The organism is Achromobacter sp. JD-1, assembly GCF_038594925.1.
Taxonomy (GTDB): domain Bacteria; phylum Pseudomonadota; class Gammaproteobacteria; order Burkholderiales; family Burkholderiaceae_B; genus Achromobacter; species Achromobacter spanius_C.
The window spans coordinates 40,555-55,681 of record NZ_JBCGCS010000002.1; the positions used below are offsets into that span (position 1 = coordinate 40,555).

The 15,127-nt window shown below is 66.1% G+C and carries 13 protein-coding genes; 3 read left to right on the forward strand and 10 right to left on the reverse strand.

Annotated elements, in window-relative coordinates:
• Positions 1 to 59: 59 nt before the first annotated feature.
• Genes WBR68_RS03275 through WBR68_RS03285 form a run of 3 tightly spaced genes read right to left on the reverse strand, consistent with a single transcriptional unit; the run spans position 60 to position 3,743 of the window.
• A complete protein-coding gene (locus tag WBR68_RS03275) occupies positions 60 to 794 on the reverse strand; it encodes a 3-deoxy-D-manno-octulosonic acid kinase (protein WP_230693510.1) in 735 nt (244 codons plus the stop codon).
• The gene (locus tag WBR68_RS03280) at positions 784 to 1,206 is read right to left on the reverse strand and encodes a group II truncated hemoglobin (RefSeq protein WP_083447600.1); all 423 of its coding nucleotides are present in this window, start codon (positions 1,204 to 1,206) and stop codon (positions 784 to 786) included. Before WBR68_RS03280 ends, WBR68_RS03275 begins: the two co-directional genes overlap by 11 nt.
• Positions 1,206 to 3,743 carry an ABC transporter permease gene (locus WBR68_RS03285; RefSeq protein ID WP_230693511.1) on the reverse strand — a complete coding sequence of 846 codons (2,538 nt, stop codon included), beginning with the start codon at positions 3,741 to 3,743 and terminating at the stop codon, positions 1,206 to 1,208. The genes WBR68_RS03280 and WBR68_RS03285 overlap by 1 nt, the downstream gene beginning before the upstream one ends.
• Positions 3,744 to 3,844: 101 nt before the next feature.
• On the opposite strand from WBR68_RS03285, the gene WBR68_RS03290 reads away from it, so the two are divergent.
• The 3 genes from WBR68_RS03290 to WBR68_RS03300 all read left to right on the forward strand — a co-directional run bounded on the left by WBR68_RS03290 (position 3,845) and on the right by WBR68_RS03300 (position 6,735).
• On the forward strand, positions 3,845 to 4,819 hold the full coding sequence (locus tag WBR68_RS03290) for a TRAP transporter substrate-binding protein (RefSeq protein WP_050445912.1): 975 nt from the start codon (positions 3,845 to 3,847) through the stop codon (positions 4,817 to 4,819).
• Positions 4,820 to 4,921: 102 nt separating this feature from the next.
• A complete protein-coding gene (locus tag WBR68_RS03295; protein WP_230693512.1) occupies positions 4,922 to 5,422 on the forward strand; it encodes a TRAP transporter small permease in 501 nt (166 codons plus the stop codon).
• A 35-nt stretch (positions 5,423 to 5,457) separates the two neighbouring features.
• Complete coding sequence (locus tag WBR68_RS03300) at positions 5,458 to 6,735, forward strand: TRAP transporter large permease (protein WP_050445913.1); 1,278 nt, start codon at positions 5,458 to 5,460, stop codon at positions 6,733 to 6,735.
• A gap of 45 nt (positions 6,736 to 6,780) precedes the next feature.
• Here WBR68_RS03300 and WBR68_RS03305 read toward each other — a convergent pair whose 3' ends face one another.
• The 7 genes from WBR68_RS03305 to WBR68_RS03335 form a co-directional block, all read right to left on the reverse strand.
• Complete coding sequence (locus WBR68_RS03305; protein WP_230693513.1) at positions 6,781 to 7,764, reverse strand: ABC transporter ATP-binding protein; 984 nt, start codon at positions 7,762 to 7,764, stop codon at positions 6,781 to 6,783.
• Entirely contained in the window at positions 7,754 to 8,779 is a 1,026-nt protein-coding gene (locus tag WBR68_RS03310; protein ID WP_050445915.1) for an ABC transporter ATP-binding protein, read from the reverse strand. Before WBR68_RS03310 ends, WBR68_RS03305 begins: the two co-directional genes overlap by 11 nt.
• Positions 8,776 to 10,275 (reverse strand): amidohydrolase family protein, encoded by a 1,500-nt coding sequence (locus WBR68_RS03315; RefSeq protein ID WP_230693677.1) that lies wholly within the window; start codon positions 10,273 to 10,275, stop codon positions 8,776 to 8,778. The genes WBR68_RS03310 and WBR68_RS03315 overlap by 4 nt, the downstream gene beginning before the upstream one ends.
• Positions 10,275 to 11,468, reverse strand: a complete 1,194-nt coding sequence (locus WBR68_RS03320) for an amidohydrolase family protein (RefSeq protein WP_230693514.1) — start codon at positions 11,466 to 11,468, stop codon at positions 10,275 to 10,277. Before WBR68_RS03320 ends, WBR68_RS03315 begins: the two co-directional genes overlap by 1 nt.
• Before the next feature lie 26 nt (positions 11,469 to 11,494).
• Positions 11,495 to 12,436 carry an ABC transporter permease gene (locus WBR68_RS03325; RefSeq protein ID WP_230693515.1) on the reverse strand — a complete coding sequence of 314 codons (942 nt, stop codon included), beginning with the start codon at positions 12,434 to 12,436 and terminating at the stop codon, positions 11,495 to 11,497.
• A complete protein-coding gene (locus WBR68_RS03330; protein WP_050445919.1) occupies positions 12,426 to 13,418 on the reverse strand; it encodes an ABC transporter permease in 993 nt (330 codons plus the stop codon). The genes WBR68_RS03325 and WBR68_RS03330 overlap by 11 nt, the downstream gene beginning before the upstream one ends.
• A gap of 80 nt (positions 13,419 to 13,498) precedes the next feature.
• The gene (locus WBR68_RS03335) at positions 13,499 to 15,076 is read right to left on the reverse strand and encodes an ABC transporter substrate-binding protein (RefSeq protein WP_230693516.1); all 1,578 of its coding nucleotides are present in this window, start codon (positions 15,074 to 15,076) and stop codon (positions 13,499 to 13,501) included.
• Between the last annotated feature and the right edge of the window lie 51 nt (positions 15,077 to 15,127).

Genomic DNA, 15,127 nt, shown 5'->3' on the forward strand with positions numbered 1-15,127 from the left:
CTTTGCCGGTGAGTTACCGCAATTGAAGGCATCGCCACGGCGACGGCCCTCGCGACGTCTCAAGGCTGGACGCCCACGCCCCAGGCGGTCCAGTAGCTGTCGCGCAGCTTCATCCAGAAGCGCTCGCCGTCGTCACCCGCCACCTTGACGAGCGAACGGCGCAGCCGGTCCAGGTTGCCCTGGCGCTGGCGTTCGGACAGCGCACCGAGTGTGCCGCGATCAAAATCGATCAGCCAGACCCGGCCGTCGCCGCCGATCAGGATATTGAAGGCGTTCAAGTCGGCGTGCCACACGCCGGCGCGGTGCATGCGGACGATGGCCTGCGCCACCACCCCCCACAGCGGCTCGGCCAGCGCGTGGGCCAGGGGCTTCACACCGGGAATTCGTTCCACCACGATGGCCGCGCGGTAGATCGGGCCCTGGCGCCAGTAGGCGGCGGCCAAGGGCGCCGGCACGTCCAGCCCCTGCGCGCGCATCTCGGCCAGCAAGCGGAATTCGCGGAAGCTGCGGGTGCGGTCCTCGCCGTTCCAGAGATAGGCGTCGTGGCTGATGCGGGCGATCATTCCGCCGCGCCGATAGCGCCGCAACACGCCCTGCCAACCCGCGCCCTGCACGAACCAGGCCGCTTGGCGGCCCCCGGCGTCCACTGGCCGGGCACGGTCGCCGTAATGGGACGGGTTGAAAATGTCGGGGCCAGCGTCCGTCAGGCGCGACGCGTCGCTCAGCATGGCGCCGGCAAGCGGTCCCGCCCAGGACTGGCGCTGCGCGCCGGAACGGGCGTCCTCAGCCTTCACGATTGCGCATCCAATCGGCCACGCCGTAGAACGATTCCAGCAGCCGCTCCGCGAGCGCAGGGGCTACGCCCTGGTCTTCCATGGCGCGTCCGATGCAGATCACCCACTGGTCGCGCTCGACCTGGCCAATGGAAAACGGCAGGTGCCGCGCGCGCAGCCGGGGGTGGCCGAAGCGTTCGATGTAGTGATCCGGGCCGCCAAAATAGCCGCACAGGAACCAGAACAGCTTGTTGCGCGCCTCGTCCAGGCTGGGGCCGTGGGCGGCGCGCAGTTCTTTCAGGTCGGGCTCCATGTCCATCAGGTCATAGAAGCGGTCGACCAGCGCGCGCACGCCGGGCTCGCCGCCAAGAAGGTCAAAAATGCTGCTGGAATTTTCCACGGGTTCGCTAATGGTATGGACGCGGGTCGTCATCAGGTTTCTCGAAGGGTGACCAGGGGCGGCGTGCGCAACACGCCGCGCAGGGCCAGGGCGCCGCCGGCCCAGGCGCCCAGCATGCCCGCGCCGATGCCGGTCAGCCAGGGCCACAGGCTCAGGGTAATGGTGAAGTCAAACACCTGGGTTGACAGCACCCAGGCAATGGCGGTGGCGCCGGCTGCCGCCAACAGGCCGGCCAGGCCGCCCACCGCCCACAGTTCAATGCGCTGCGAACGCGCCAATTGCGTGCGCGTGGCGCCCAGCGCCCGCAGCACCGCCGCTTCGCGCATGCGTTCGTCGCGCGTAGCCGTCAGCGCCGCCGACAGCACCAGGACGCCGGCGGCCAGCGTGAACAGGAACAGCAACTGGACCGCCTTGCCCACTTCGTTCAGCACCGACTGCAATTGCTGCAGGATGGCGCTGACGTCGAACACGGTCAGGTTCGGAAATTCGCGCACCAGCGCGGGCAGCACCGCCGCTTTTTCGGGCGGCAAGTAGAAGGAAGTGATCCAGCTTTGGGGCATGTCGGCCAGCGCGGCGGGGCTCAGGATGGCAAAAAAGTTGACGCGCATCGTATCCCAATCCACCCGCCGGGTGCTGGTGACGGTGGCTTCCACCTGCTGGCCCGCCACGTCGAAGGTCATCTTGTCGCCCAGGTTCAGGCCCAGCGACTTGGCTAGACCCGACTCCAGCGATACCTCGGGGGCAGCTGCGTCGGGGGACAGCCACCGGCCCTGCTCGATCTTGTTGGACGAGGGCATCTCGTCGTCATAGGACAGGTTGAATTCGCGGTCCACCAGGCGCTTGGCGCGCGGCTCTTCGTAGTCGTCCGGGCCCACCGGCTTGCCGTTGATGGCGATCAAGCGCCCCCGCACCATGGGCGACAGCGTGATGCCGCCCAAGCCCTCGCGGGCCAGCGCGTCGCTGACGGGTTGGCGCTGGTCGGGCTGCACATTGATCAGGAATCGATTGGGCGCGTCCGCCGGCATGGTGCGCTGCCAGCCCTGGATCAGGTCGGTGCGCGTCATGGTCAAGAGCAGCAGCGCCATCAGCCCGACGGCCAGCGCGCAGACCTGGGTGATGGTGGCGGCGCGGCGGCGCACCACGCCCGCCAGCGCGAAACGCAGCGCGGGCAGCCCCGCGGCCAGCCCGCGCACGCGCGCCAGGCCCAGGATGCACAACCACGCCACCAGCGCGAACACGACAAAGGCGCCCAGAAAGCCCCCCGCCACGACCGCGCCCAGCTTGGCGTCGCCCGCGAACCACCAGATCAGCAGAGCAAAGCCCGTGGCGCCCACCACGTAGCCGAACGCGCTGCGGGCGCTAAGCGTGTCGGCATCACGCCGCAACACCCGCGCGGGCGGCACATGGCGCAGTTGCGCCAGCGCGGGCAAGGCAAAGCCCAGCAGCAGCAACAAACCGGTCAACACGCCTTGCAAGGCGGGAATGGCGGACGGCGCGGGCAGGCTGGTGTCTATCAAGGAGCCCAGCAGCATCACCAGCACCTGGTGCACGGCAAAACCCAGCAGGCAGCCCGCGGCCGACGAGAACAGGCCCACCAGGGCGAACTCCAGCGTCAGCATGCGCGAAATCTGGGATTGCACCGCCCCCAAGCAACGCATGACGGCGATGCCGTCGCGATGCCGGGTCATGTAGCGGCCCGCCGCCAACGCCACCGCCACGGCGGATATCAGCACCGCCAGCAACGCGACCAGCGACAGGAAACGCTGCGCGCGGTCCAGCGTGCGGCGCACTTCCGGCCGGCCCGATTCCAGGGTGGCCACCTTCTGCCCGCGCTTCAGGTTCTGATTCAGCCAGGTCGCGTAGCCCGCCACGGCGTCCGGCTGGCCGGCCACCAGCATGGCGTAGCCGATGCGGCTGCCGGGCGCGATCAGGCCGGTGGCCGGCAGGTCGCTGGCGCGCAGCAGCACGCGCGGCGCCACGTTGACGAATTGCATCCCGCGATCCGGCTCATAGGTGATGACGCGGTCCACGCGCAGGTGGGCATCGCCCACGTTCAAGGTATCGCCCACTTTCCGGTTCAGCAGCGACAGCAGTTGGGCATCCACCCAGACCGCGCCCTCGGGCGGGATGTCGCGGGTGACGGCGTCGGGGGCGAACGGGGCCTCGGCCACACGCAGGGCGCCGCGCAGCGGGTAGCCCGGCTCCACCGCTTTCAACGCCGCCAGTTGCGCGCCGTCGCCCGCGCCGACCATGGACGGGAATTGCATTGTGCTGGACACGGTCAGGCCACGTTCGCGGGCCTGATCCAGGAATTGCGCGGGCACGGGTTCGTCGGCATCCAGCACGAGATCAGCGCCCAGCATCTGGCCAGCGTCGCGTTCCAGCGCCCGGCTGACGCGGTCTGCCAGAAAGCCCACGCTGGTCACCGCGGCCACCGCCACCACCAGCGCCAGCACCAACAAACGCAGCTCGCCCGCCCGGGCGTCGCGCATCATCATCCTGGCGCCCAGGCGCAGGGTGGACCAGAAACCAGGGCGCTTGGCCTGTGACATATCAGGGAAATCCATCATTCATCAATGTTAAAAACCGCCTAAACGGCGTCCGAATCCCGATATCATCCCGGGGCGGGAGGCAACGCCGCCCCTAAAGATACCTAATACCGGAGAAGACAATGCGTAAATCCTGGCTTGCGGCCACGATTCTGGCCGCCTGCGCGGCCGCCACATCCCTGCCCTCGGCAGCCCAGACCACCTTGAAAATGGCCTACGCCCTGTCGACCTCGTCGCACTATGGCGCTGGTGCCGACGCCTTGGCCAAGTCCATCGAGGCCTCCTCGGGCGGGAAGTACAAAGTACAGCAATTCGCCAACAGCGCGCTGGGCGGCGAACGCGAAGTGATCGAAGGCCTGCAGATCGGCACGATCGACCTGGCCATCGTTTCGACAGGGGCCACCCTGAATTTTGTTCCCGAGACGGGGGTTTTCGATATCCCCTTCCTGCTGCGCGACCTGCCTCACGCCCGCGCCGTGCTGGACAGCAAGATCGGCCAGGACATGCTGGCCAAGTTTCCCAGCCGCGGCATCATCGCCCTGGCCTGGGGCGAGCAAGGCTTTCGCCACCTGACCAACAACGTGCGCCCGGTCAAGACCCCGGCCGACGCCAAGGGCCTGAAGATCCGCACCACGGAAAACCCCATCCACATCACGGCGTTCCGCCAGATCGGCATTCTGCCCACGCCCATGGCCTGGCCCGAAGTGGCCACCGCCTTGCAGCAAGGCACCATCGACGGCCAGGAAAACCCGCTGTCGGTGATTACGTCGGCCAAGCTGTCGCAACTGCAGAAATACCTGTCCCTGACCGGCCACGTGTACGGCCCGGCGCTGGTGCTGATGTCGGCCAACGTCTATGAAGGCCTGTCGGCCGCCGACAAGGCCAACTTCGACAAGGCCGGCAAGGAATCCGCCATGGCCATGCGCGCCTACGTGGACAACATCGAGAAGACCGGTGTCGAGCAGTTGAAGAAGGAAGGCATGCAGGTGACCGAGGTGGATCGCGCCGCGTTCGCCGCCGCCGTCGAACCCGCCTACCCCGAGTACTACAAGAAGTTCGACAAGAAGCTGATCGACGCGATCCGCGACACCAAGTAAGCCGGCGCTGCCCTCACGGGGCATACCGCCTTGAGCGGCGGGACCCAGTTCCCGCCGCTTGCCGTTTTCCATCCTATGCGCCCATCGCTATCGGGATTCATCATGCGTTTGCTTTGCGCTTTCGACCGCGGCCTGTTCAAGCTGGTCTCGGTCCTTGCCCAACTTCTGATGGTGGCCGCCGCGGCCGCCGCCTTCTACCAGGTCATTGCGCGCTTCATCCTGCAATCGCCGGCCGACTGGAGCGAGGTGCTGACCCGCGCCCTCCTGATCTGGACCGTGCTGCTGGGCGTGGCGCTGGCCTTTCGCCACGGCGCGATGATCAGCGTGGAGTTGCTGCGCAACCTGTTGGGCGGAAAGAAGCGGCGCGTGCTTGAAACGGTGATCGGGCTGATCTGCGCCAGCTTCCTGGGCTTTCTGGCCTGGATCGGCGGCAACATGACCTATCGGGTGCGCTTTCAGAACGTGCCCAGCCTGGATATCTCGATTTCCTGGATCTATCTGGCGATCCCCGTTGGCGCAACGCTTGCCGCCATCGCCGTGCTGGCCCGCTTGTGCGCGGGCGAAGAAGACGACGTGCCGGTGCGCAACGACGCGCAAGGCTAAGCCGCCCCCAACGAACCTACGCAGCAGAAATCGCCATGTCCCAATTAATGATTGTCTCGATGCTGATCTTCTTCGGGCTGTCCGTACCGGTCGCCGTGTCGATCGGCCTGGCCAGCCTGGCGGGGGTTGGCAGTTCCGGCCTGCCTTGGGTGGTTGTCGCGCAGCAGTTGTACGCCGCGCTGGACAAGTACCCGCTGGTGGCCATTCCCTTCTTCATCCTGGCCGGCAACCTGATGGAAGCCGGCGGCATTTCCGAACGCATGGTGGAATTCGCCAAGAGCGTGGTGGGCGGCATCCAGGGCGGCCTGGCCTGCACCTGCGTGCTGACCTGCATGATCTTCGCAGCGGTGGCCGGCTCCAGCGTGGCGACCACGTTTGCCGTGGGCGCGATCCTGATTCCGGCCATGGTTCGCCACGGCTACCCTGCCCCGTTCGCCGCGTCGCTGCAGGCCAGCGCGGCGGAGTTGGGCGTGATCATTCCGCCGTCGATTCCGATGATTCTGTACGCCGTGTCCACCGACACGTCGACCGGCGAGCTCTTCATTGCCGGCGTGATGCCGGGCATCTTGATCGGCCTGGCGCTGATGTTCTACGTGTGGTTCTACGCCAAGCGCAACAATCTGGGCAAGCGCGACGGCGAAGGCCGCCTGCCGCTGTGGCCGGCACTGAAAAACGCCTGGCTGGCGCTGATGATGCCCGCCATCATCCTGGGCGGCATCTACGGCGGCGTGTTCACGCCCACCGAAGCCTCGGTGGTGGCGGTGGTGTATGCGGTGGTGGTGGGCAAGTTCATCTACCGCCGCCTGAGCTTCAAGCAACTGTCGGTGACGCTGCACAAGTCGGTGGTGTCCACCGCCGTGATCATGTTCGTGATCGCGAATGCCGGCGTGTTCAGCTTCCTGCTCAACCGCGCGGGCGTGCCCGATGCGCTGGGCACGTGGCTGTCGCACATCTTCGAAACGAAGTTCACGTTCCTGATGGGCATGAACGTGGCGCTGTTCCTGATCGGGATGTTCATCGAAACGTCCGCGTCCATCGTGGTGCTGGCGCCCTTGTTGTTGCCGGTGGCCTTGACGTTCGGCGTGGAGCCGGTGCACTTCGGCATCATCATGGTGGTCAACCTGGCGTTGGGCATGATCACGCCGCCGTTCGGGGTGAACCTGTTCGCGGCATCGGCGGTGGCCAAGCTGCCGCTTGAACGCTTGATCAAACCGCTGATTCCGTTTGTGGGGGTGGTGATCGTCTGCCTGCTGGTGATCACGTATTGGCCCGGCCTGTCGTTGGGCCTGCGGGATATGGTCTACGCGAAATAGTCGGTATGGCGTATCGGGTGGCCTGGCGCCACCCGATGCCCGTTTCTAGGCCGCCACCGCCCGTTCCCACCGCACCGCGTGGCAGCGCAGTTGGCGTCCCGCCACCCGGCTGACCTCGGGCACCTCCACCCGGCATTCCTGCCTGGCCTCGGGACAGCGAGGGTGAAACGTACACCCCGAAGGCGGCTGGATCGGGTTGGGCACTTCGCCGCCCATGGGCTCGCGGTCGCGCCGGGGGTCTTCCAGGTCGGGAATCGTGTCCAGCAGCATGCGCGTGTACGGATGCTGCGGGGATTCAAACAACTGATCCGCCGCGGCCTGCTCCACGATCCTGCCCAGATACATCACCGCCACGCTGTCGGACACGTGGCGCACCACCGACAGGTTGTGGCTGATGAAGACATACGTCAGCCCGAATTCCTTTTGCAGATCGCCCATCAGGTTCAGAATCTGCGCCTGCACCGACACGTCCAGCGCGGACGTGGGCTCGTCGCAGACCAGGAATTCCGCCTCGGTCGCAAGCGCCCGCGCAATCGAAATGCGTTGCCGCTGCCCGCCCGAGAACTCATGCGGAAAACGGCTCGCGTCGCTGGCGGACAGGCCCACCAGTTCCAGCAATTCATCCACGCGGCGGCGCGTGTCCGCGGGTGTTTGCCGCAAGCCCAGCGTGATGATGGGCTCGGCCACGATATTGCCGACGCGCCAGCGCGGGTTCAGGCTGGCATAGGGATCCTGGAAGATCATTTGCGGATGCAGCACGCCGCCCGATCGGTTGCGGCCATATTCCAGCTTGCCGCGCGTGGGCGCGACCAGGCCCACCAACAGCTTGGCCAACGTGGATTTACCGCAGCCGGATTCGCCCACGATGCTCAAGGTGGTGCCTCTTGGCACGGCCAATGACACCCCGTCCACCGCCTTCAGCGTTTGCTCGGGTTGGCGCGACAGCGTGCGTTCCAGCCAGGGCGGCGACACATCGAACCAGCAGGCCAGGTCGTCGGCCCGCAGCAGCACATCGTCGTTACGCGGCATGAGCCACTCCTTCCTGATGCAGCCAGCAAGCGCTGACCGTGGCGCCCGAGGGCGAAGCCGCCAGTGGCGGGCGAGTCTGCGTGCAGCGCGGCCCCGCCTGCGCGCAACGCGGGTGGAACGCGCAGCCTGCGGGCATGGCGTGCAGGCGCGGCATGGCGCCGTCGATCTGGTTCAAGCGGGCCGCGCGGTGGCGCAGGCCGGGAATGGCGTTCATCAAACCCTGCGTGTACGGGTGGCCCGGGCGGCGCAACACGTCCAGCACCGGGCCGATCTCTACGATGCGGCCCGCGTACATCACCGCCACGCGATCCGCGGTTTCAGCAATCACGCCCATGTCGTGCGTGACCAGCAGCACGGCCGTGCCCTGCTCACGGCACAGCCGGCGCAGCAGCGCGGTGATCTGCGCCTGCACCGAGACGTCCAGCGCGGTCGTGGGTTCGTCGGCGATGATCAGCGCGGGACGCGCCGCCAAGGCCAGGGCAATCACCACCCGTTGCCGCATGCCGCCGGAAAACTGATGCGGATAGTGGTCTATGCGCTTGTCGGCCGCGGGGATGCCCACGGCCTGCAAGAGTTCAAGCGCGCGGGCGCGGGCGGCCGTGGCGGAGCCCTTGTCGTGGTGGCGGATGGTTTCGACCAACTGGTCGCCCACGGTGAACAGCGGGTGCAGGCTGGTCAAGGGGTCCTGAAAAATCGCGCCGATCTCTTTGCCGCGCAAACGCTGGCGCGCCTTAGGCGGCAGGTTGTCGATGCGCTTGCCGGCCAGATGAATCTCACCCGCGCCCAAGCGCCCGGGCGGCTCCAGCAGGCCAATCACCGCCATGCCGGTCAGGGACTTGCCCGCGCCGGACTCGCCCACCATGCCCAGGATTTCGCCGGGCTGGATATCGAAACTGATGTCGCGCGTGGCTACCAACGTGCCGTGGCGCGTGGGAAATTCAACCGACAGGCCACGCACCGACAAGGTCGGAATGGCGGCGGGCGGCGGCGCGGTATTGGGTACGACTGCCATCATGACGGGCTCCTTGCGGGACGCGGATAGCTGGAAGAAAAAATCTGTTCGACCGGAGGATGCCCCCAGGTGCGGTCGGGGTAGCGCGCCACCAGGCCGTCGAATTGCGACTGCGCCTGCTCTTGCGCCAGGCGGGCGTCAAAGCCGGGGATGCGGCCATCCACCATGACGAAGCGCCCATCGATGATGACCTGCGACACGTCGCGGCCGCTGCCGCTGATCATCAGGGTCTGTATCGGGTCGATCATCTGGCCATTACGATCGTGCGAAAAATCAAAGACGACGATGTCGGCCTTGGCGCCCACGGCCAGGCGGCCCAGGTCCGGGCGGCCCAGCGCATCGGCCCCGCCGACCGTGGCCGCGTCGTAATAGTCTTCGGCGCGCACCGCCTCGGTGGCCCCTTCCGCCACCCGGCACAGCATCATGCCCACCTGCATGTTCTGCACCATGTCGGGCGGCCAGGTGTCGGTGCCCATGCCGATGTTGACGCCCAGCTTGCGATAGCTTGCGAACGAGGCCAGCGCGGCGCCATGGCGCGCGGATACCAGCGGGCAATGCACGATGCTGGCGCCCGCGTCGCGGATGATTTCAAGGTCGCGGCCCGGGCGCGAGATATGGCGCGAGCCGGACACATAGGTGCCGTGCGGCAGCAAGGCGCGTGGTGATAGAAAGCCCAGGCTTTGCAACCATTCCGGCGGGCTCATGCCGTGCTGTTCCAACACCAGGTCGTATTCCAGGCGCGACTGGCAGCAATGCAGCCGAATCGGAATTTCGCGTTCGCGCGCGGCGGCGGCCGATGCACGCAGCAGGTCCGGCGTACAAGTTTCGATGCGGTCGGGCGCCAGCATCGCGCGGATGCGGCCGTTGTAGCGGCTGTCGTAGCGGTTGTCGATGTCGTCGCAGAACGCCAGCGCTTCGGCCAGCCCCACCATGCCGCGCGCTTCGTCGTAATGGCAGCGGATATTGCCCTGGGCATCCACATAGGTATGCCCGCTGCGGTAAGCCGGCCCCAGGTAGACACGCAGGCCCAGTTCCCCCGCCGCGTTGGCGGCCGACAGGAACTCGTCGCGGGTTTCGCCCCAGACCCGATAGAACAGCGAGGCAATGGGCAAGGCCGTGGTGATGCCGTTGCGGATCAACTGCGCGAAGGCATAGCGCTTCTGGAACGCCAGCTCGGCGGCCGAGTACATCTCGTACGGCCCCTGCTTCATATAGGTCTCGGGCCAGATGCGGCCCTTTTGCCAAGCGGGGGAATTGTCGAAACCCAGGATGGTCGTGTCCAGGTCCGACAAGGCGTCCAGGTCCACGAAGCCGGGGCCAATCACCGCGCGGCCGTAGTCATGGCGGCGCGCGACGAACCCGGGATACCGGTGACCCACATACAGGATGCGATCGCCTTCAAAGACGAGCTCGCCGTTTTCGTACAGGCAGTGCCGCCCGTTTTCGTGGCCCACCACCCAGCGGGCGGTAAGCAGGATGGGGCCTTCGGCGGCGGGCATCACGGCGCGCTCACCAAGGCGCGTCCATCGCGCGCCACGACGCGGCCGCGCTTGACGACCAGCTTGCGCACCGGCCGCGCCACAATGGCCTCGGCCACGGTTTCGGCGTCCACCAGCACGAAGTCGGCGTGGCAGCCCGGAGCCAGGCCGTAGTCGGCCAGCTTCATCACGCGCGCGTTGCCGTAGGTGGCCACGTCCAGCGCCATCGCCAGTTCGTCGTCGCGGCGGAAGTTGTTGCGCAGGCCCACCAGCATGGTGCGTTCCAGCATGTCCGGCTTGCCGTAGGGCCCCCAGGTATCGCGCATGCCGTCGTTGCCGGTACAGACAGTGACGCCGGCCGCGCGCAGCCGCGCCACGTTGGGCACGGGACGCGAGGCCGAACCCGTCGTCATGATGTGTATGCCCGCGTGCAAGAGCCCATCGGTCAGCGCCTGGACGGCCTGCGTGTCGGGCATGCCCAGGCAGAACGAGTGCGACAAGGTGACCTTGCCCTGCATGCCCAGCGCCAGCACGCGGTCGATGGTCATCTGCATCGAAAACGCGCCCAGCTCGCCCGCTTCGTGCAGGTGGATGTCAATGGGCTTGCCGTGCTTGTCGGCCAGCGCAAAGATGGCGTCAAGATGGCCCTTGGGATCGCGGTCCATGCCGGCCGGGTCCAGCCCGCCCACTACCTCGGCCCCCATGCGCAGGGCTTCGTCCATGAGTTCCAGCGTGCCCGGCCGGATCAGCAGGCCGCTTTGCGGAAACGCCACCAATTCCACATCGATCTGGTCGCGATATTGCTCGCGAGCACGCATCACGCCTTCAATGGCGGCCAGGCCGATGTCGGTATCCACGTCCACATGGCTGCGGATGTGGCTGGTGCCATCCGCGATCGACATCACGATCTGCCGCGCCGATTGCCGGTAGGGATCTATGCCCAGGCGCTTTTTCTCGGCGCGTTCGTTCTCGATCTTGTCGATCAGCCTCGGGCCGACGTCGTTGCGGTACCAGGGCATGCCGTACATCGTTTTGTCCAGATGCGCGTGGGCGTCGATCAGCCCCGGCAGCATCAGCGCACCGCCCCCGTCCACCACCGCCGCGCCCTCGGGCGCCGTGCCTCCCAGCGCCTGGATGCGGCCATCGCGCACCAGCACCGTGGTGAGTTCCCCGCCAGCGGGGCGGACCTGGGTGTACAGCGTTGCATTTTCCATGCTTGACCTCTATTGAAGATGCGCCTTCAGCGCAGACGGGGGTTGAGCGCATCGCGCAGCCAATCGCCCAGCAGGTTCACCACCAGCACGATCAGGCTTAGATACAGCGCGGGGAAGACCACCACCCACCACTGCCCCGAAAAAAGAAATTGATTGCCCAGGCGGACCAGCGTGCCCAGCGACGGTTCGGTCGGCGGCATGCCCACGCCCAGAAAGCTCAGCGTGGCCTCGATCAGCACCGCCAGCCCCAGGTTCAGCGTGGCCGTCACCATCACCGGCGTCAGCGTGTTGGGCAGGATGTGCGTCAGCATGATGCGCAACGGGCTGACCCGGATCAGCCGCGCCGCCTGCACGTATTCCTTGCCGCGTTCCACCAAGGCCGACGCGCGTACCGTGCGGGCGTACTGCACCCAGTTGGTCATGGAGATGGCCAGGATAAGGATCACCGCCGACAGCGTTTCGCGCAGGCCGGGCGGCAGCAATTGGCGGAACACCGCCGTCACCAGAATGGCGACAAGAATGGTGGGAATGCTGAGCAGCGTGTCGCCCACCCGCATCAGCGCGTTGTCGATCCAGCCGCCGAAATAGCCGGCCGCCAGCCCCACCAGCAGGCCGATCGCCAAGGACAGCACCACCGTGGCCAACCCGATGGCAAGCGACATGCGCGAGCCATACAGAATGGCCGACCACACGTCGCGGCCCTGCGTGTCGGTGCCCAGCAGGAATTGCGGGTCGGCGCCCTCCACCCAGAACGGCGGCAGTTCGGCGTTCAACAAGTCAAGCTGCGCCAGGTCGTAGGGGTTCTGCGGCGCGATCCACGGTGCGAATACCGCCAGCAACACCACGGCCAGCAGCACGATGCCCGCGCCCATCGCCACGTAATCGTTGCGCAGGCTCCACCATAAGTCGCTTTGCAGAAAGCGGGACATCCGGCTTTGCGCGCCGCCCGAAAAGGGGTTAGTGAGCATTGCCGCCTCCTTTGACGTGCTGGCTGCGCAGGCGGGGGTCAACCACGCCGTACATCATGTCGACCAGCGTGTTCAGGGTCACGAAGATGAAAGACACGATCACCAGATAGGCGGCCATGACGGGAATGTCCACGAACATGACCGATTGAATGAACAGCAGCCCCATGCCGGGCCACTGGAATACGGTTTCCGTGATCAGCGCGAAGGCGATCAGGTTGCCGATCTGCATGCCCGTGACCGTGATGACGGGCATCAGGCAATTGCGCAGCGCCAGCCGAAAGTGCACCACGCGGTCGGGCAGCCCACGGGCGCGGGCGAACTTGATGAATTCCGTGCGCAGCGTTTCCAGCATCTCGGCCCGCACCAGCCGCATGATCAGCGTGATCTGGAACAGCGCCAGGGTAATGGACGGCAGCACCAGCGCGGCGCGGCCCGACGGCGTCAACAAGCCGGTGGACCACCATCCGATCTTCACCGTTTCACCCCGCCCAAAGCCAGGCAGCCAGCCCAACTGCACCGAGAAGACCAGGATCAGCATGATGCCCACCACGAAGCTGGGCAGCGAAATGCCCAGGATGGACACGAACTGCAAGGCCTGCGCCAGGCGCGACTTGCGGTAGATGGCGGTGAGCACGCCCAGCGGCACGCCAATCACGAGCGACAGCAGCGTGGCCATCATCACCAGCTCGAAGGTGGCGGGAAAACGTTCGGCCACGAGCGCGAACACGTCTTGCTGGTTGCGGTACGAAATACCGAATTCGCCCTGCACCGCGTTGGTGACGAAGTTGACGTATTGCATGCCCATCGAGGCGTTCAGCCCCAGGCGCTCGCGCAGTTCGTCGCGCTGCGTCTGCGAGGCCTGCTCGTTGAGCATCATGTCGACGGGGTCGCCGACAAAACGGAAGATCACGAAGGCCAGCAACGCCACCGCCAGCATCACGCCAGCCGCGTTGAAGACCCGTCTAACAATGAATGCCAGCATGTGCGGCCTCCTTCAGACCTGATGTCGGACTCTGGAACGCCAAGCCCATCGCGGCGCGCGGCGTTCCCCCTGCACGCGCGCTACTGCATGCGCACGGTCCACAGACGCGCCTTGTTGTCAGGCATTTGCAGCACGTCGCCCACCTTGTCGCCCACGGCCCAGGCCATGGGCTGCTGGTGCAGCGGCAGGAAGCGCACATCGTCATGCAGGGTCTGCAATACCTCGGCCATCATCTGGATGCGCTTGGCGCGGTCCATCTCGGCCGCGGCCGCGTCAATCTTGGCGTCCAGCGCGGCGTCGCCCCACTGCCCCCAGTTGAAGACGCCGGCGGGGCCGGTGCGGCTGTGCATTACTTGCAGCAGGATCGACAGCGCATCGATCTGCGGCTCGTTGGCCCAGCCGTGAATGGTGATGTCGAACTCGCCACGCGAGCGCTTGGGGTTCTGCAACGAACGCGGCCCGCTGGCCAAGGAAGCCTTTACACCGATCCGCGCCCACATCGACGCCGCCGCCTGGCACAGTTCTTCTTCGTTCACGAACATGTCGTTGGAACACAGCAGCGACAAGGTGAAGCCGTTGGGATAGCCCGCTTCGGCCAGCAACGCCTTTGCCTTGGCCGCGTCAAACGGCAGGCGCGTTTCCTGCTTGGCCTCGTAGCCGGGTATGGACGGCGCCACCAGCGCGCCCGTGGTGCGCGACAGGCCACGCATCACGCGCTTTTGCAGCAGGTCGGGCGACAAGGCCATGTACAGGGCCTGACGCACGCGTAAGTCTTTCAACGGATTCTTGTCGGTAATGTTCGACCCGACGAGCTTGTCGCCCAGGTTGAAGACGAAGTAAATGGTGCGCAGTTCGGTCGCCGCCAGCACCTTCACGTTGGACGCGGCGCGCAGGCGGTCCAGGTCCTGCAAGGGCGCGTTTTCGGTGAAGTTGATGTCGCCCGACAGCAGCGCCGCCACGCGCGTCGGCGCGGACGCGATGGGCGTGAACTCAATGCGGTCGAGGTTGTGGCGGGGCTTGTCCCACCAGTCTTTGTTGACGACCAGCACGGTGCGCGTATCGGGCCGGTACGACTCCACCTTGAAGGGGCCGGTGCCATTGGCGTGGTGCGTGGCGTAGCCTTCGATGTTCTTGGCGGCGTCGGTCGGCTTGGTGCTGTTGTTGTCCACCAGCCACTGGCGGTTGAAGATGAAGATGTTGGTCAGGTCGTTCAGCATCAGCGGGTACGGATGCGTCATTTCGATGTCGACGGTGTAGTCATCCACCTTCGTCACGGCCTTGAAGGCCGGCAGGTTGCCCTTCAGCGGCGAGGCATCGTCGGACACGCGGGTCATCGAGGCCACGACGTCGTCCGCCGTGAACGGTGCGCCGTTGTGGAACTTCACGCCCTGGCGCAACTTGAAGCGCAGCACGGTGGGCGACGTGGCCTCCCAGGATTCGGCCAGCGCCGGGGTGATGTTGAACTTGTCGTCGTAGCGGATCAGCGCTTCGTATACGTGGTTCAAAAACGCCAGATTGAAGGTGCTGCCGTAGGAATACGGGTCCAGCGAATCCAGGTCGCGCGCGGCGCCCCACTTCAACGTGTTGGCGGCCGAAGCCCCGGTAATCGCCGACAGCGCGATCACGGCGCCGGCGGTCCACTTAAGCAACGTCTTCATGGCTGCAACTCTCCCTTGTCTATCGGTTTGTGGTTTGTGTTTGATCCAGGC